The sequence below is a fragment of the Pseudomonas asiatica genome, assembly GCF_009932335.1.
In the GTDB taxonomy this organism is placed as follows: Bacteria; Pseudomonadota; Gammaproteobacteria; order Pseudomonadales; family Pseudomonadaceae; genus Aquipseudomonas; species Aquipseudomonas asiatica.
Window position 1 is genome coordinate 2,266,616 of the sequence record NZ_BLJF01000001.1, and the last position, 17,268, is coordinate 2,283,883.

Below are 17,268 nucleotides of genomic sequence, written 5' to 3' on the forward strand. Positions count from 1 at the left end.
AACTCAGGAACTCTCCCGCACCATCAACTCGAAGCCCAGGTCCTGCTGCGCATTCGGCACCCGCTTGCCATCGAGCAGCGCCAGCAGCGCCTGCGCAGCACCGCGCCCCACGGCGGCGCGAGGCGTGCGAATCGAGGTCAGCCGCGGCACCATGTGCGCCGAAGCCGGCAGGTCGTTGAAACCGACCATCGCCACCTGCCGCGGCACCTCCACCCCTTGGCGCAATGCCTGCAGCACCGCGCCCTGGGCCAGGTCGTCGTTGCAGAAGAAGATACCGTCGACATCCGGCGCCTGCTGGAGCAACTGGCTGAACAACGCGCTGCCCAGGGCAATGGAAGAAGGCTCCGGCGTCAGCACTTCCAACTCGGCCGCCTGCAAGCCGGCCTCGGCCAACGCCTGGCGGAACCCTTCGGCACGCTGCATCACTCGTGGATCCAGCTGTGCGGCAATGAACCCCAGGCGCTTGCGCCCGCGCTCGATCAGGTGGCGGGCGGCGGCGCGCCCGGCTTGCTGCTGCGAGAAGCCGACGGACAATGCACCAGCTTCGCCATTCAGTTCCATCATGTGCACACAAGGTACGCCACTGGCCGCCAGCATCTGCCGCGATGCCTCGCTGCGCTCGAAACCGGTCAGCAGCATGCCGCAGGGCTGATAGGCCAGGTAGTTGCGGATGAGGTTCTCCTCTTCGGCAAGATCGTAGTGATAGTTGCCGATCAGCACCTCGAGCCCGCGCGGGCGCATGACCTCATGAATGGCTTCCAGCGTGTCGATGAACAGCTGGTTGGACAGCGACGGGATCAACACCACCACTGACTGGCTGCGCGCCGATGCCAGGGCACGGGCCGCCGGGTTGGCGACATAACCGAGGCTCGCCGCGGCAGCAACGACCTTTTCCACCAGCTCCGGCGCAACCGTGCTGACCCCGCGCAGGGCGCGCGACGCGGTAATCGGGGAAACCCCGGAAAGCCTGGCAACTTCTGCCAGGGTGGGACGACCTGTGGTACGGGAGCCGGTGCGGGACATGGATGTTGTAATTTTACTACTTGCAAGGAAAGGGAACGGCCACTAAGGTAGCGCTGTCTCAGGACGCAGGCAATGTAATCTTTGGTAGCGGCCAACGCGCGCCCGCCGCCAAGCGTCCATACTGCGTAGGGACAAGACCAATAACACCGGGGAGGTGGCTGTTCGTCGACAACGAGACAGCGCTATCTCACCCGCAGGAGGTACTGATGAATTCTCCCCTGTCCGCCATCGTGGTGATGGGCGTGGCCGGTTGCGGCAAAAGCTGCATCGGCGCTGCCATCGCTGCCAGAAGCGGCGGCCGCCTGATCGAAGGTGACGCTTTCCACCCTGCCGAAAACATCCGCAAGATGAGCGCTGGCATCCCCCTGGACGACAGCGACCGTGCCGGTTGGCTGGTGCGTCTTGGTCAGGAGCTGCAAGCCACGACCCAGGCCGGGGAACGTCCGATCCTGACCTGTTCGGCCCTCAAGCGCCGCTATCGCGACTCCCTGCGCGACGCCATGCCCGGGCTGGTGTTCGTGTTCCTCGAGCTGTCACCCGCCGAGGCGGAGAAACGCGTGCTGGCCCGCCCCGGGCATTTCATGCCGGCGAGCCTCATCGATAGCCAATTCGCTGCCCTGGAGCCGCCACACGGCGAACCCCTGACCCTTGCGCTCGACGCCACCCAGCCCATCGAAGCGCTTGCCGAAGCGGTCGACAGCTGGCTAAAGGGCCGCAGTGAGCCGGGCCTGGCACAAACCGCCTGACCCTGGCGGTTTTCCCGGCTCACCCAAGACAGCGCTACCCTGCCCCTCAAGCGCAAGCAAATTTGCAAAAAAGCTACGCCAAAACAACGATAAGACCGAGGCCTTCAAACCATGTTCGGACTGGCTACTGATACCTTCCTGCTGCTCGACGCGCTGGTTACCATCGTCGGGCTGATCCTGCTGATCACCCACTTCAAAGTCCATCCCTTCGTCGCACTGACCATCGCGGCCGGCTTCCTTGGCCTCACCTCCGGCATGCCTGTGGCCAAGGTCATGAAATCGTTCCAGGACGGTTTTGGCGGTGTTCTGGGCTTCGTCGGCATCGTGCTCGCCCTGGGCACCATGCTTGGCAAGCTGATGGCCGACTCCGGGGGGGCCGATCAGATCGCGCAAACCCTCATCCGCGCCTTCGGCAAGAAGAACGTGCACTGGGCGATGATGTTCGCCGCCTTCCTGGTGGGTATCCCGCTGTTCTTCGAGATCGGCTTCGTGCTGCTGATCCCGCTGGTGTTCATCGTTGCCCGGCGCTCCGGTGTATCGCTGATCAAGATCGGCATTCCGCTGCTGGCCGGCCTGTCGGTGGTGCACGGCCTGGTGCCCCCGCACCCGGGCCCGCTGCTGGCAATCGGCATCTTCCATGCCGACATCGGCAAGACCATTTTCTATGGCCTGATCGTGGCGCTGCCTACCGCCATCATCGCCGGCCCGCTGTTCGGTAATTTCATTTCCCGCTACATCCCGGGCACCCCGTCCCAGGAGCTGATGGACCAAATCGCCAAGGAGTCCGACCAGGGCAATCTGCCGAGCTTCACCATCACCCTGGTCACCGTGCTGCTGCCGGTGGTGCTGATGCTGCTGAAGACCTTCGCCGACGTGGTGCTGCCTGCCGAGCACATCGTGCGCCAGTGGATGGACCTGATCGGCCACCCCATCACCGCCCTGCTCGCTGCCCTGCTGCTGGCCTTCTATACCTTTGGCTCGGCCCGTGGCTTCAACCGCCAGCAGATCATGAAGATGCTCGACCAGAGCCTGGCACCGACTGCGGCGATCGTGCTGATCGTGGGTGCAGGTGGTGGCTTCAAGCAGATGCTGGTAGACACCGGCGTGGGCAACGTGATCGGGCAGATGGCCGTACAGGCGGAGATTTCGCCCATCATGCTGGCCTGGCTGGTAGCAGCGGTAATCCGTATCGCCACCGGTTCCGCCACGGTCGCCACCATTACCGGTGCGGGCATCGTTGCACCGGTGATCGACCTGGTGCCGGGGGTCAACCGTGAGCTGCTGGTGCTGGCCACCGGCGCTGGCTCGTTGATCTTGTCCCACGTCAACGACGCCGGCTTCTGGCTGGTGAAGCAGTACTTCAACATGACCGTGGCGGAAACCTTCAAGACCTGGAGCATGATGGAGACCATCCTGTCGATCGTCGGCATCATCTTCATCATGTTGCTGTCGCTGGTGGTGTAACCGTTGATCGGGGTAATGGCACCTTGAAGCTTCGGGTAGGGCCGAAGGGAAGTATCAGCCCTACCAGAAGCAAAGGAGCCTGCCATGCCCCGCTCAAGCATCCTGCTGATTGCCCTGCTCGCCGCGCCGTTGGCCATTGCTGCCGGCACCGGCCCCACCTACCCCGACGACCCGCACAACCCGGCGCCCAAGCCGGGCGCGGACAGCACCCTCAACCCGATCGAAAAGCCCTTGCCGCGGGACACAGACCCACGCATAAAGGGCAACGACCCGGACAGCCCGCCTGCTGAACAGAATGACAACCGGGATTTGCCAGGGATGGATGGCAGTGGCTCGGAAGGTACCGGGCGGCAGGGAGCAGCCGATAATCAGCGTTGATCAATGCCTCTGAATGCAACTGTTTTGCTCAAATTCCAAAAGTTGCCGCAATCCCTGTAGGAGCGGCCTTGTGTCGCGAAAGGGCCGCAACGCGGCCCCAGGATTGATGCGCAACAGTTGAAATTGCTGGGGCTGCTTTGCAGCCCTTTCGCGACACAAGGCCGCTCCTACAGGTACAGCGACAACCTCGAGGCAATACCGCTCCCGCAAGCCCCTTGCTCACCACTGGCGCTTGTCCGGCCTGGTCAGCCCCAGCTTCTCGATCCGGTAACGCAGCATGTCCCGCGACAGCCCGAGCATGCGCGCCGACTTGGTCACGTTCCAGTCGGTGCGGTCCAGGGTCTTGCATACCAGGTCACGTTCCATGTCCGGCAGGCTGGTGCCGGGCTCCGGTTCGTGCCGAGGCATTTCGAACACCGCAGGCGCCGCCTGCTGCACCAGCGGCTCGTCGATCAAGGTCATGCACAGGTTGAGCTGGTGCGCCTGCACCACCTCGTTCGGCGCCAGCAGCACGGTCTGCTCCAGCATGTTGCGCAGTTCGCGCACGTTGCCTGGCCAGCTGTAACCGAGCATCAGGCTTTCCGCTTCGGCGGAAAAGCGCAGGTTCGGCTTGCCATAACGCCGGCCATGATGGGCCAGGAAATGCCGCGCCAGCAGCAGCACGTCCTGCCCGCGGGCATACAGGCGCGGTACCTTCAGGGCAATGATACGCAGGCGGAAGAACAGGTCGCGGCGGAACTTGCCCTGCTGCACCATCTGCTCCAGGTTGCAGTTGGTAGCGCTGATCACCCGCAGGTCGACCTTGCGCTCCTTCACCGCGCCGATCCGGCGGATACTGCGGTCTTCCAGCAACTTCAGCAGCTTGGCCTGGAGCACCAGGTCCATCTCGCCAATCTCGTCGAGGAACAAGGTGCCCCCATCGGCAGCCTCCACCAGGCCCACCCTGCGCTCCTTGGCATCGGTAAAGGCGCCCTTCTCGTGGCCAAACAGCTCGGCCTCCAGCAGGTTGGCCGGGATCGAGGCGCAGTTGAACTCGATGAACGGTCCCTTGCTGCGCGAACCATCAAAATGCAGGGCGCGGGCCACCAGCTCCTTGCCGGTACCGGTCTCGCCTTCGATCAGCACCGGTGGCAGGTCGTCGCTGGCCATGCGCCGTTCTGCATCCAGCACTTGGCGCAGGGTGTGCTTGAGGGTGAGCATCGCCGGTGATTCGCCGATCAATGCCTGCAACCCGGACTTCTGCGCCTCGCGCTCCTGGTAGAACGACAACGTTCGCTCCATGCGCTCGGCGGCCAGCGCCTTGTCCAGGGTCAGCTTGAGCTCGGCCAGCACCACGGGCTTGGTCAGGTAATGGAAGGCGCCCTCCTTCATTGCCTGCACGGCATCTTCCACGTTGCCATAGCCGGTCATCATGATCACTTTCAGGTCCGGCACCTGCGCCACCAAGGTACGCAGCAGGTCGTGCCCGCTCATGCCCGGCAGCGAGTTGTCGGTCAGCACCGCATCGGGCTGGCCCCGTTTTATCTGCTCCAGCGCCAGCTCCGCGCTGTGGCACACGGTGACCTCGAAGCCCTTGAGGCCGAGGTAGGTGCGAATATTGTCGGCGAGAATTTCATCATCCTCGACTACCAGGATGCTGTGCTCCATGGTCCCCTCCCGCTGCGATATTGAATGTGAGGCTGACGCGGGTTCCTTCCTCTTCGCGGCTGCTCAGGCTGACCGAGCCGCCAAAACGCTCCATGATGCGTTTGACCAGGGCCAGGCCTACACCCAGGCCGCCCTGCTTGGTGGTGTAGAACGGCTTGAACACCATCCGTTCCTGCTGTTGGCTCATGCCCTTGCCGGTGTCGCTAAGGACGAACTCTGCACGCTGCCCATCCTGCACATTGACCTGGGCGCACAGCATGCCACCTTCAGGCATGGCTTCCAGGGCATTGGAGAACAGGGTGTTGAGAATCTGCGTTAGCTGTAGCGGCTGGCTGGCCACCCATTGTGACCGGGGGCCTTCGTAGCAGAAGTGCACACCGTTGCGTTCGATCTGCTGGGCGAAGGCCAGGTGGGTGTCCTCGATGGCCGTCACCAGGTCCACGGCCTCGGCATCGTCACTGGTCGGGCGCAGCGACACCAGCAGGTCACGCACCCAGCGCGACATGCGGTCGACCTGGCTGATGATGTCGGTGATGTTCTTCTGCGCCGCGGGGTTGGCGATTTCCTGAGCCAGTTCGGCGCTGGAGCGAATGTTGGCCAGCGGGTTGCGCAAGCTATGCGCCACGGCCGAGGACATCTCGCCCAGGGCCACATAGGTTTCACTGGCCACCAGCCGGTCCTGCTGCAGGTGCAGCAGCTGCGCGGCGCGGCGCACGATCCAGAACAGGCCGAAGTAGACCAGCGCCCCGCCCACCAGGGTAGAAGCCCAGATCAGCACATAACCGCGCTGGATGCGCCACACCAGGTCCTGCGGCTCCTTGTAGACTTCCACCATGGCCAGCACCTGTTCGCCCTGGCTGTCGAACAGCGGGATGTAGTTCTCGATGAACAGGAAGCGCGGTTCACGCTGGAACTTCTGCTCTTCGCGGTCATCCTCGGCCTGGTGGTAGCTGGCCGATACCGTCTTGCGCGAGCGGAAGGCGCGGTCCAGGTCACCATCGGCCTCGATTCGCTTGCCGATCAGCTCCCGGTTGGTCGACCAGACAATGGTGCGGTCGCGGGCATAGACGTTGGCCAGCAAGGTGTCCGGCAGGTGCTCCACATGGTCGAGGAACTCGACCCGGGTCGATTCGGCCAGCTCCGGGTTGAACTGCAAGTGCTGCTGGTCCAGGCGCGGGTCAAGCAACTCGCCCATGGTGGTGCCCGGCGGCAACTGCGAATGACGTACTTCGGCCTGGGCCATGGCCTGGATGAACTGGGCGGTGAGCATGGCATCGCGCTCGACGCTGTCGCGCACCACGAAACGCGTCGACACATAACCCAGCCCGCCCGCCACCGAGGCGATGATCAGCAGGCTTATGACCGAAAACCAGCGCAGCAGGTTGAATTCGCGCAATGGCACGGCCACACCGTTGGCGGTAGTACTGGCCTTGTCAGGAACTTCTTTATCCAGCATCTGCATCGCGTGCTTCCCGCCCAGGGCGTCCATTCAGAAATGCATCAAGGCGACAAATAGTAGCCAATTGATAGCACTCCACCCGTGCAGCCGCAGCCGCCATTTGTCGTGTGTTGCGCTCTGCCTGTCACATTGCAAGAACCCAGCCAGCCACCATGCCGATTAAATTTATCCTTGATTATCAATAGCTTGCATACACATCTTAAATTAACTTGGAGGTCTATCCCCCACGTTTGGGGGTATTCACCCAAAAAACTTTAAATCCTTTATAAACAATGAGATACGAGCATTTATTAATGTAAGTCAGGAGCCCTTGACCAGTCGGAAACTCAGCGAAACCCGGGTGCCATGGCCTTCACTGCTGCTGAGGCGGACACTGCCCCCGAAGCGTTCCATGATGCGTTTCACCAACACCAGGCCCACGCCCAACCCACCCTGCTTGGTGGTGAAGAAAGGCCGGAAGGCCATGCGCTGCTGCTGTTCGGTCATGCCTTTGCCGTTGTCGGACAGGCGCAGGGTCAGGTTACGCCGGTCATGACGCACCACCTCGACACGCAACCGCCCACCCTGCTCCATCGACTCCAGCGCGTTGGCGATCAGGCTGCTGAAGATCTGCCGCAGTAACACCGGATGCCCCAGCACCTGCACTGCCGGTATCGGTTGCAGGTCAAGGCTCACTCCGCCGCGCGCCAGCGGCACTGCGTAGGTCTGCAGGCTTTCCTGCAATGCCAGCGGCAAATCCACCGCCACGGCCTCATCGTTGAGCGGGCGCAAGGACTGCAACATCTGGCGGATCCACTGCGACATGCGGTCGACCTGGCTGATGATGTCGTTGACGTTGCGCTGCGCCGGGCCATCGTCGAACGCCTGGGCCAACTCGGCACTGGAACGGATGCTGGCCAGCGGGTTGCGCAGACTATGGGCCACCGCCGAGGACACCTCGCCCAGCGCCACGTAGGTTTCGTTGCTGATCAGCCGCTTCTGCTGCACCGCCAGCAGGCGCGCGGCGCGGTGCATGATGCCGTACAGGCCTACGTAGACCAGCGCGGCACCGATGGTGATCGCCAGCCAGATCAGGATCAGCCCATGCTCGATGCGCACGATCAGGTCATGGGGCTCCTTGTAGATCTCGACCATCGCCGTGACCTGCTCGCCATCGGCATCGAACAGCGGAATATAGTTTTCGATGAACAACTGCTCGGGTGGGATGACGAACTTCTGCTCGACGCGGGCCTGGTCGAAGTTGTGGTAACTGGCCGAGACTCGCATCTTGTACTCGAAAGCCTGCTCCAGGTCCTCGTCGCCTTCGATCAGCTTGCCGACCAGGGCCGGGTTGCTGGACCAGATCACCGTACGGTCCGGGGCATAGATGTTGGCCAGCAGCATGTCGGGCAGGTGCGCAATGTGGTCCAGGAACTCGCCACGCGCCCTGCGCCGGGCGTCCGGGTCGACATCGAGCAGGTTGGCGCGGTCGATGCGCGGGTCAAGCAGTTCACCCATGGTGCGCACATTAGGGATCGACACATGGCGCACTTCGGCATCGGCGATGGAGGTGATGAACTGCGCGGTGAGCAAGGCATCGCGCTCGATGCTCTCGTCGACGATGAAGCGGCTGGAAATCAACCCCAGCCCGACCGCTACCGAGAGGATGATGGCCAGGCTGACCCAGGCGTACCAGCGCAGCAGATTGAACGGCTTGCGTCGGGTGGCCAGTTCGTTACCGGCGGGTCCTTCAATAACGTCGGAACAAGGGGCGATGTCCATGGCGGACTCCACAACTGGGCACCTTCAGAAGGTTATAGCCCAGAGTTGGGGAAACAATCGGGTCAGCTTGGTGGCATCCGCCGAAGGGTATTGTTTCTGTCCTTGCCGAGGGGCGCCTGCAGATGCCGGCTCTCATAGAACAATACATGACTCATTGGTTCGGCGAGGTTCTGTAGGAGCAGCCTTGTGCTGCGAAGAGGCCGGTACTGACAAAGCCTGTCTATTGCTTGTACCGGCCTCTTCGCAGCACAAGGCTGCTCCTACAAAGGACGCGTCAGACGAGCGATATTTGTTCTCTGCGCTACAGCGCAGCCCAAAAGGGATGGGCAATCTCCCACAATGAAAGTTGCAAAGGCTATTCACCCGTCAACCCCTGCAAGCGGCGGTACTCCCGCAGTACGTTGGGCACATAGCGTCGGGTCTCGGCGAACGGCGGTACCGCACCACGGCGCAACACTGCTTCGGGGCCGGCGTTGTACGCCGCCACGGCCAGGGTGATGTCATTGTCGAACAAATTGAGCATGCGCTTGAGGTAGCGGGCCCCTCCCTGCACGTTGTCTTCCGGGTCCAGGCGGTTTTCCACGCCCATCTCGCGGGCAGTATCCGGCATCAATTGCATCAGCCCCACCGCGCCCGCTGGCGAACGCGCCTTGGGGTTGTAACCGGACTCGGCCTTGATCACCGCATGCAGCAACGCCGGGGGTACGTCGTGGGTGCGCGCCGCGGCGGCGACCAGCTTGGCGTAGGGGCGGCCGGTGATGAGCTGCGCGTTGGCCGGGCCGGCCTGGGCCTTAGGCTCGCTGATCACCGTTTCATAGAGGCGCCCGGGTCGATGGACGTTGGTCAGTATGTAGCTGCCTTTGGCGTCGATGGAAATGTACACATCGGCCTGGGCAGCACCTGCCACCAGCCAGATCAAACCGAGAATGAGTCCACGCATGTCGGTCGCCTCTTCGTGGTCTCCCCCGATGTTGGGGGATATACCCCGGAAAACCCGGGGTCGATGACCACGACGCAAGCACTGTGCCGCTTCGCGTGCCGCATGGTGCAAGGCGCCAGCGCAGGCGTGCACGGCTGTTGCATGGAGCCTGCAAAAGCTTGTCCCCATGCAGCGGAGGGCTTCACCATGCAGCGCAGATCCAACCCTCAACGTGGCTTCACCCTGCTCGAACTTTTGGTGGTGCTGGTGGTGCTCGGCCTGTTGGCCGGTATCGTCGCGCCCAAGTACTTCAGCCAGCTCGGCCGCTCCGAAGCCAAGGTGGCCCGGGCGCAGATAGAGGGGCTGAGCAAGGCCCTGGACCTGTACCGCCTGGAAGTCGGCCACTACCCCAGCAGTGAGCAGGGCCTGCAGGCCCTGGTGGTCGCCCCCAATGGCGAAGCGCGCTGGACCGGCCCGTACCTGCAGAAGGCCGTGCCGCAAGACCCGTGGGGCCGCGCATACATCTACCGGCAACCCGGCGAGAACGGCGGCGAGTACGACCTGCTGTCGATGGGCAAGGACGGCCAGCCCGGTGGCGACGGGGAAAACGCCGAAATCACCAGTTGGCAGTAGGGAGAACGGCCATGCGCTACAGCCTCAAGGCCCTGGGCAGGCAGGGTGTGGTGCAGTTGCAGATCGACGCCGAGGACGCCGACCAGGCCCGCCGCCAGGTCGAGGACCAGGGCTTGCGCGTGCTCAGCCTGCGTGGCCACGGCAGCGCCTTGCGCGGCATGGCCTGGCGCCGCGAAGCAAGCTTTGACCTGGTGCTGTTCAGCCAGGAACTTTCGACCCTGCTCAACGCCGGCCTGCCGCTGATCGACGCGCTGGAAAGCCTGGCGGAAAAGGCCCCCGCAGCCGCAGCGCGCAAAGTGCTCGCCGAACTGGTCCGCCAACTGTACGAAGGCCGCTCGCTGTCCCAGGCCCTGGGCCAACAGCCACGGGTGTTCCCGCCGTTATACGTGGCGCTGGTGCAGTCCAGCGAGCGTACCGGCGCGCTCGGCGACGCCCTCGCCCGCTACATAAGCTACCGCCAGCGCCTGGACCTGGTCCGGCAGAAGCTGGTGGGTGCCTCGGTCTACCCGATGCTGCTATTGCTGGTGGGCGGTGGCGTGGTGCTGTTCCTGCTTGGCTACGTGGTGCCGCGTTTCAGCCAGGTGTTCGAGGGCATGGGCACCGAGTTGCCCTGGCTGTCTCGGCTGCTGATGCAGATCGGGCTGTTCCTGCATGCCCAGCAACTACCGCTGGCATTGGGCGCCCTCGGTGCGGCCACTGCGCTGTGGCTGCTGCGCCGCCAGCCATGGGTACGGCGCTGGGCAGCCTGCCAGCTGCGGCGCCTGCCGGCACTTCACCAACGCCTGATGATGTACGAACTGGCGCGCTTCTATCGCTCGTTGGGAATCCTGCTGCAAGGCGGTATCCCCATCCTCACCGCCATGGGCATGGCCCGCGGCCTGCTCGGCAGCGCGGCGGCCGAGGGCCTGGAGCACGCCAGCCAGCGGGTCGCCGAAGGGTTGCCGCTGTCCGATGCACTGGAGGCCGGGCAACTGGTGACGCCGGTATCGTTGCGCCTGCTGCGCGCCGGCGAGCAGTCCGGCAACCTGGGCGAGATGCTGGAGCGCTGCGCCGACTTCCATGACCAGGAAATCGGCCGCTGGGTGGAATGGTTCGTCAAGCTGTTCGAACCGCTGCTGATGACCTTCATCGGCCTGCTGATCGGCCTGATCGTGATCCTGATGTACATGCCGATCTTCGAACTGGCCTCGAGCATTCACTGAAATCTCAGGCCCAGGATGAAAGCCCACGACCGAGCTGGCCATGTCTGCAATCGATGAATGATCTGCTCATATCATTCATCGTGATAATAACCTTCGTCCCGTTCGATTCGTGCCTCACGCGCAAGACACTCACACTCCGCCCACTACTAATACATTGGCGGAGTTCTCCATGGAACAATCATTCAAACCCTTGCGCTTCCCCCTCGCTGCCCTGGCAGTGGTGGTGATCAGCGCTTGTGGCCGAACCCCAGACGCAGTGCAGGCTCCCACCGCGCCGAAGGTCAGCGTGGCCAAGGTGATCGAGCAACCGATCAATGAATGGGACGAGTTCACCGGCCGCCTCGAAGCCCCGGAAACCGTCGAGGTACGCCCACGGGTGTCCGGCCAGATCGACCTGGTGGCCTTCACCGAAGGCGCCCAGGTCAAGAAAGGCGACCTGCTGTTCCAGATCGACCCACGCCCGTTCCAGGCAGAGGTCCGCCGCCTCGAAGCCCAACTGCAGCAGGCCAAGGCCACCGCCATTCGCAGCGCCAACGAAGCCCGCCGTGGCGAACGCCTGCGTGACAGCAACGCCATTTCCGCAGAACTGGCCGAATCGCGTAGCAGCGCCGCCGCCGAAGCCCGCGCCGGGGTCGACGCGATCCAGGCCCAGCTCGACCTGGCACGCCTGAACCTCAGCTTCACCCGTGTCACCGCGCCCATCAGCGGCCGTGTCAGCCGCGCCCAGTTCACCGCCGGCAACATCGTCACCGCCGATGTCACCCCGCTGACCAGCGTGGTCTCCACCGACAAGGTCTACGCCTACTTCGACGCCGACGAGCGCGTGTACCTCAAGTACACCCAGCTGGCCCGCGAAGGCCAGCGCGGCCAGAGCACCCCGGTGTACCTGGGCCTGACCAACGAAACCGGCAACCCGCACCTGGGCCAGATGAACTTCGTCGACAACCAGGTCAACCCGCGCACCGGCACCATCCGTGGCCGTGCGGTGTTCGACAACAGCGACGGCCAGTTCACCCCAGGCCTGTATGCACGCCTGAAGCTGGTGGGCAGCGCCCAGTACCAGGCCGTGCTGATCAACGACGAAGCCGTGGGCACCGACCTTGGCAAGAAGTTCGTGCTGGTCATGGACAAGGACAACAAGGCCGCCTACCGCGCCGTGGAGCTGGGGCCGAAGCTGGAAGGCCTGCGCATCGTGCGCAGCGGCCTGGGCAAGGACGACCGCATCGTGGTCAAGGGCCTGCAGCGTGTGCGCCCTGGCTCACCGGTCACCCCGGAAGAGACACCGATGGCCAGCGAACAGACCCTCGCCGCCCTCGCCCAGCAGCGCCAGGCCCTGGAGGCCAGCAACCCGGCGCCGAAGGTGGCGGGCAACAACGTGAAAGTCGCCAGCGCCCAGGCGCCACGCGGTTAAGGGACCACACCGATGAACTTCTCGAAATTCTTCATTACCCGGCCAATCTTCGCCGCGGTGCTGTCGCTGGTGCTGCTGATCGCGGGTTCGATCTCGCTGTTCCAGCTGCCGATCAGCGAATACCCCGAAGTGGTGCCGCCCACCGTGGTGGTGCGCGCCAACTTCCCAGGCGCCAACCCCAAGGTCATCGGCGAAACCGTCGCCGCGCCACTGGAGCAGGCGATTACCGGCGTGGAGAACATGCTGTACATGTCTTCCCAGTCCACCGCTGACGGCAAGCTGACGCTGACCATCACCTTCGCTCTGGGCACCGACCTGGACAACGCCCAGGTGCAGGTGCAGAACCGCGTCACCCGTACCCAGCCCAAGCTGCCCGAGGAAGTGACCCGCATTGGTATCACGGTCGACAAGGCCTCGCCCGACCTGACCATGGTCGTGCACCTTACCTCGCCGGACAACCGCTACGACATGCTCTACCTGTCCAACTACGCCATCCTCAACATCAAGGACGAGCTGGCGCGCCTGGGCGGCGTGGGCGATGTGCAGCTGTTCGGCATGGGCGACTACTCGCTGCGCGTGTGGCTGGACCCGAACAAGACCGCTTCGCGCAACCTCACCGCCAGTGATGTGGTGGCTGCAATCCGCGAGCAGAACCGCCAGGTGGCCGCCGGCCAGTTGGGCGCCCCACCCGCCCCCGGTTCGACCAGCTTCCAGCTGTCGATCAACACCCAGGGTCGCCTGGTCAATGAGGAAGAGTTCGAGAACATCATCATCCGCGCCGGTGCCGATGGCGAAATCACCCGCCTGAAGGACATCGCCCGGGTCGAACTCGGCTCCAGCCAGTACGCCCTGCGTTCGCTGCTGAACAACCAGCCGGCGGTGGCCATTCCGATCTTCCAGCGCCCAGGCTCCAACGCCATCGAGATCTCCGACGAAGTGCGGGCGAAGATGGCCGAGCTGAAGAAGGACTTCCCCGAGGGCATGGACTACAGCATCGTCTATGACCCGACCGTGTTCGTCCGTGGTTCCATCGAAGCCGTGGTACACACCCTGTTCGAAGCGCTGGTGCTGGTGGTGCTGGTCGTCATCCTGTTCCTGCAGACCTGGCGTGCCTCGATCATCCCGCTGATGGCCGTGCCGGTATCGCTGATCGGTACCTTTGCCGTGATGCACCTGTTCGGCTTCTCGCTCAACGCGCTGTCATTGTTCGGCCTGGTCCTGGCCATCGGTATCGTGGTGGACGATGCCATCGTCGTGGTGGAGAACGTCGAGCGCAACATCGGCCTGGGCCTGAAACCGCTGGAAGCCACGCAAAAGGCCATGGGCGAAGTGACCGGCCCGATCATCGCCACCGCCCTGGTGCTGTGCGCGGTGTTCGTACCTGCTGCGTTCATTTCCGGCCTGACCGGGCAGTTCTACAAGCAGTTCGCCCTGACCATCGCGATCTCGACCGTGATCTCGGCGTTCAACTCGCTGACCCTGTCGCCGGCCCTGGCTGCCGTGCTGCTGAAGGACCACCATGCACCCAAGGACCGCTTCTCGCGGTTACTTGAAAAACTGCTGGGCAGCTGGCTGTTCGCCCCGTTCAACCGCTTCTTCGACCGCGCTTCCAGCCGCTACGTCGGCGGCGTGCGTCGGGTCATCCGCTCCAGCGGCATCGCCCTGTTCGTCTATGCCGGCCTGATGGGCCTGACCTACCTCGGCTTCTCGTCCACCCCGACCGGTTTCGTGCCGGCCCAGGACAAGCAGTACCTGGTGGCGTTCGCCCAGCTGCCTGACGCGGCCAGCCTCGATCGCACCGAAGCGGTGATCAAGCGCATGAGCGAAATCGCCCTGAAGCAGCCTGGCGTCGCCGACTCGGTAGCCTTCCCAGGCCTGTCGATCAACGGTTTCACCAACAGCCCGAACAGCGGCATCGTGTTCACCCCGCTCAAACCCTTCGACGAGCGCAAGGACCCGAGCCAGTCGGCGGCGGCCATCGCGGCTGCGCTGAATGCCCAGTTCGCCGACATCCAGGACGCCTACATCGCGATCTTCCCGCCACCGCCGGTACAAGGCCTGGGCACCATCGGCGGCTTCCGTCTGCAGATCGAAGACCGTGGCAACCTGGGCTACGAGGCGCTGTACAAGGAAACCCAGAACATCATCGCCAAGAGCCACAACGTGCCGGAACTGGCGGGCCTGTTCACCAGCTACCAGGTCAACGTGCCCCAGGTCGATGCCGCCATCGACCGGGAAAAGGCCAAGACCCACGGCGTGGCGATCACCGACATCTTCGACACCCTGCAGGTCTACCTGGGCTCGCTGTACACCAACGACTTCAACCGCTTTGGCCGTACCTATCAGGTCAACGTCCAGGCCGAGCAGCAGTTCCGCCTCGATGCCGAGCAGATCGGCCAGCTGAAGGTGCGCAACAACCTCGGCGAGATGATCCCGCTGGCGACCTTCCTCAAGGTCAGCGACACCTCCGGGCCTGACCGGGTGATGCACTACAACGGTTTCATCACCGCCGAGATCAACGGCGCCGCGGCACCGGGCTACAGCTCCGGCCAGGCCGAAGCTGCCATCGAGAAGCTGCTGAAGGAGGAACTGCCCAACGGCATGACCTTCGAGTGGACCGACCTGACCTACCAGCAGATCCTTTCAGGCAATACCGCGCTGTTCGTGTTCCCACTGTGCGTGCTGCTGGCCTTCCTGGTGCTTGCCGCCCAGTACGAAAGCTGGAGCCTGCCGCTGGCAGTGATCCTGATCGTGCCGATGACCCTGTTGTCGGCCATCACCGGGGTGATCGTGTCGGGGGGTGACAACAACATCTTCACCCAGATCGGCCTGATCGTACTGGTGGGCCTGGCGTGCAAGAACGCGATCCTGATCGTCGAGTTCGCCAAGGACGAACAGGCCAAGGGGCTCGACCCGCTGGCTGCGGTACTGGAAGCCTGCCGCCTGCGCCTGCGGCCGATCCTGATGACCTCGATCGCCTTCATCATGGGTGTGGTTCCACTGGTGTTCAGCTCCGGTGCAGGTTCTGAAATGCGCCATGCCATGGGTGTGGCGGTGTTCTCGGGAATGATCGGGGTTACCGTGTTCGGCCTGTTCCTGACCCCGGTGTTCTTCTTCCTGATTCGCCGTTTCGTCGAGCGTCGCCAGGCCCGCAAGGCCGAACGCGCCCAATCGCTGGAGAGCCATGCATGAACCTGCTCAAACCCTTGACCCCGAGCTTGCTGGCGCTCGCCCTGGCGGCCTGTGCAGTAGGCCCGGACTACCAGGCACCGGCCACCGAGCCCGCGCAGCTGGCCAGCGACATACAGGCCAAGGCCTACGACCGTAGCCGTTTCGAAAGCCTGTGGTGGAAGCAGTTCGACGACCCGGTGCTGAACCAGCTGGTGCAGGCTTCGCTGGATGGCAACCGTGACCTGCGCGTGGCCTTCGCCCGCCTGAAGTCGGCCCGTTCGATCCGTGAAGACGCGGAAAACGATCAGTTTCCGGTGGTCACCAGCCGCGCCAGCAGCGACATCGGCAAGGGCCAGATCCCCGGCCAGACCACGCAGCGGGTAAACAGTGAGCGCTACGACCTGGGCCTGGACATGGCCTGGGAGCTTGACCTGTTCGGCCGCATCCAGCGCCAGATCGAAGCCAGCGAAGCCCAGGAAGCAGTAGCCGCGGCCGACCTGCAGCAGCTGCAGGTCAGCCTGATCGCCGAACTGGTGGATGCTTACGGCCAGCTGCGTGGCGCGCAGTTGCGCGAGAAGATCGCCCTGGCCAACCTCAAGACCCAGCAGGAATCGCGGGCCATCACCGAAACCCTGCGCGATGCCGGCGTGGGCAACGACCTTGATGTGGTGCGGGCCGACGCGCGCCTGGCCGGGGTCGAAGCCACCGTGCCGCAACTGCAGGCGGAACAGGCACGGGCCCGGCATCGCATCGCCACCCTGCTCGGTCAGCGCCCCGAGGCGCTCAGCGTCGACCTGTCGCCCAAGGCCCTGCCGGCCATCGCCAAGGCGCTACCGGTGGGTGACCCGGGAGAACTGCTGCGCCGCCGCCCGGACATCCGCAGCGCCGAACGCCAGCTGGCGGCTGCCACCGCCAACGTTGGCGTGGCCACGGCCGATTTGTTCCCGCGCGTCAGCCTCAGTGGCTTCCTCGGCTTTACTGCTGCACGTGGTTCGCAGATAGGCTCCTCGGCAGCCAATGCCTGGGCGCTGGGCCCGAGCATAACGTGGGCCGCCTTCGACCTGGGCAGCGTGCGCGCCCGACTGCGCGGTGCCAAGGCCGATGCCGAGGGGGCACTGGCCAACTATGAACAGCAGGTGTTGCTGGCCCTGGAAGAATCGGCCAACGCCTTCAGCGACTACGACAAGACCCAACAGCGGCTGCTGTCGCTGATGCGCCAGAGCGACGCCAGCCGCAAGGCGGCGGAACTGGCCTCGATTCGCTATCGCGAGGGTACGGTGGATTACCTGGTGCTGCTCGATGCCGAGCGTGAGCGGCTGAGCGCTGAAGATGCGCAGGCCCAGGGTGAAGTCGAGTTGTACCGGGGCATCGTCTCCATCTACAAGGCCCTGGGCGGCGGTTGGCAACCGGAGACCGTAGCCAGCGCGCGCTGATACACCCGTTTCAACGACTCC

The 17,268-nt window shown here is 63.9% G+C and carries 13 protein-coding genes; 8 read left to right on the forward strand and 5 right to left on the reverse strand.

The features are described 5' to 3' along the window. Nucleotides 1-3 precede the first annotated feature (3 nt). Nucleotides 4-1,023: an HTH-type transcriptional regulator GntR gene (gene gntR / locus GYA95_RS10580; protein ID WP_054572869.1), complete on the reverse strand. Its 1,020-nt coding sequence runs from the start codon at nucleotides 1,021-1,023 to the stop codon at nucleotides 4-6. A 206-nt stretch (nucleotides 1,024-1,229) separates the two neighbouring features. Between gntR and GYA95_RS10585 the strand changes: the two genes are divergently transcribed. From GYA95_RS10585 to GYA95_RS10595, 3 genes are all read left to right on the forward strand, one after another. Then, entirely contained in the window at nucleotides 1,230-1,769 is a 540-nt protein-coding gene (locus tag GYA95_RS10585; RefSeq protein ID WP_015270531.1) for a gluconokinase, read from the forward strand. A gap of 111 nt (nucleotides 1,770-1,880) precedes the next feature. Continuing rightward, a complete protein-coding gene (locus GYA95_RS10590; RefSeq protein ID WP_015270532.1) occupies nucleotides 1,881-3,233 on the forward strand; it encodes a GntP family permease in 1,353 nt (450 codons plus the stop codon). 84 nt (nucleotides 3,234-3,317) lie between these two features. After that, complete coding sequence (locus tag GYA95_RS10595; RefSeq protein ID WP_015270533.1) at nucleotides 3,318-3,611, forward strand: hypothetical protein; 294 nt, start codon at nucleotides 3,318-3,320, stop codon at nucleotides 3,609-3,611. Between the two features lie 219 nt (nucleotides 3,612-3,830). On the opposite strand, the gene GYA95_RS10600 is transcribed toward GYA95_RS10595, so the two are convergent. The 4 genes from GYA95_RS10600 to GYA95_RS10615 form a co-directional block, all read right to left on the reverse strand. After that, the gene (locus tag GYA95_RS10600; RefSeq protein ID WP_015270534.1) at nucleotides 3,831-5,258 is read right to left on the reverse strand and encodes a sigma-54-dependent transcriptional regulator; all 1,428 of its coding nucleotides are present in this window, start codon (nucleotides 5,256-5,258) and stop codon (nucleotides 3,831-3,833) included. Beyond that, the gene (locus GYA95_RS10605; protein ID WP_015270535.1) at nucleotides 5,227-6,720 is read right to left on the reverse strand and encodes a sensor histidine kinase; all 1,494 of its coding nucleotides are present in this window, start codon (nucleotides 6,718-6,720) and stop codon (nucleotides 5,227-5,229) included. Before GYA95_RS10605 ends, GYA95_RS10600 begins: the two co-directional genes overlap by 32 nt. Nucleotides 6,721-7,017: 297 nt before the next feature. Next, nucleotides 7,018-8,478, reverse strand: coding sequence for a sensor histidine kinase (locus GYA95_RS10610; RefSeq protein WP_015270536.1), 1,461 nt, complete (start codon nucleotides 8,476-8,478; stop codon nucleotides 7,018-7,020). 355 nt (nucleotides 8,479-8,833) lie between these two features. Then, nucleotides 8,834-9,418 (reverse strand): lytic transglycosylase domain-containing protein, encoded by a 585-nt coding sequence (locus GYA95_RS10615; RefSeq protein WP_015270537.1) that lies wholly within the window; start codon nucleotides 9,416-9,418, stop codon nucleotides 8,834-8,836. A gap of 186 nt (nucleotides 9,419-9,604) precedes the next feature. On the opposite strand from GYA95_RS10615, the gene gspG reads away from it, so the two are divergent. From gspG to GYA95_RS10640, 5 genes are all read left to right on the forward strand, one after another. Then, nucleotides 9,605-10,030, forward strand: coding sequence for a type II secretion system major pseudopilin GspG (gene gspG / locus GYA95_RS10620; protein WP_015270538.1), 426 nt, complete (start codon nucleotides 9,605-9,607; stop codon nucleotides 10,028-10,030). 11 nt (nucleotides 10,031-10,041) lie between these two features. Further along, a complete protein-coding gene (locus tag GYA95_RS10625) occupies nucleotides 10,042-11,232 on the forward strand; it encodes a type II secretion system F family protein (protein WP_015270539.1) in 1,191 nt (396 codons plus the stop codon). A gap of 169 nt (nucleotides 11,233-11,401) precedes the next feature. Further along, complete coding sequence (gene mexE, locus GYA95_RS10630; protein WP_015270540.1) at nucleotides 11,402-12,643, forward strand: multidrug efflux RND transporter periplasmic adaptor subunit MexE; 1,242 nt, start codon at nucleotides 11,402-11,404, stop codon at nucleotides 12,641-12,643. Nucleotides 12,644-12,655: 12 nt separating this feature from the next. Next, entirely contained in the window at nucleotides 12,656-15,835 is a 3,180-nt protein-coding gene (locus GYA95_RS10635) for an efflux RND transporter permease subunit (RefSeq protein WP_015270541.1), read from the forward strand. Further along, nucleotides 15,832-17,247, forward strand: a complete 1,416-nt coding sequence (locus GYA95_RS10640; RefSeq protein WP_015270542.1) for an efflux transporter outer membrane subunit — start codon at nucleotides 15,832-15,834, stop codon at nucleotides 17,245-17,247. The genes GYA95_RS10635 and GYA95_RS10640 overlap by 4 nt, the downstream gene beginning before the upstream one ends. Nucleotides 17,248-17,268 lie beyond the last annotated feature (21 nt).

Coding starts and splice junctions, on each gene's coding strand:
- GYA95_RS10605 (WP_015270535.1), bottom strand. CDS start 6,720: ATGCAGATGCTGGATAAAGAAGTTCCTGACAAGGCCAGTACTACCGCC.
- GYA95_RS10610 (WP_015270536.1), bottom strand. CDS start 8,478: ATGGACATCGCCCCTTGTTCCGACGTTATTGAAGGACCCGCCGGTAAC.
- mexE (WP_015270540.1), top strand. CDS start 11,402: ATGGAACAATCATTCAAACCCTTGCGCTTCCCCCTCGCTGCCCTGGCA.
- gspG (WP_015270538.1), top strand. CDS start 9,605: ATGCAGCGCAGATCCAACCCTCAACGTGGCTTCACCCTGCTCGAACTT.
- GYA95_RS10590 (WP_015270532.1), top strand. CDS start 1,881: ATGTTCGGACTGGCTACTGATACCTTCCTGCTGCTCGACGCGCTGGTT.
- GYA95_RS10585 (WP_015270531.1), top strand. CDS start 1,230: ATGAATTCTCCCCTGTCCGCCATCGTGGTGATGGGCGTGGCCGGTTGC.
- GYA95_RS10595 (WP_015270533.1), top strand. CDS start 3,318: ATGCCCCGCTCAAGCATCCTGCTGATTGCCCTGCTCGCCGCGCCGTTG.
- GYA95_RS10625 (WP_015270539.1), top strand. CDS start 10,042: ATGCGCTACAGCCTCAAGGCCCTGGGCAGGCAGGGTGTGGTGCAGTTG.
- GYA95_RS10635 (WP_015270541.1), top strand. CDS start 12,656: ATGAACTTCTCGAAATTCTTCATTACCCGGCCAATCTTCGCCGCGGTG.
- GYA95_RS10640 (WP_015270542.1), top strand. CDS start 15,832: ATGAACCTGCTCAAACCCTTGACCCCGAGCTTGCTGGCGCTCGCCCTG.
- gntR (WP_054572869.1), bottom strand. CDS start 1,023: ATGTCCCGCACCGGCTCCCGTACCACAGGTCGTCCCACCCTGGCAGAA.
- GYA95_RS10615 (WP_015270537.1), bottom strand. CDS start 9,418: ATGCGTGGACTCATTCTCGGTTTGATCTGGCTGGTGGCAGGTGCTGCC.
- GYA95_RS10600 (WP_015270534.1), bottom strand. CDS start 5,258: ATGGAGCACAGCATCCTGGTAGTCGAGGATGATGAAATTCTCGCCGAC.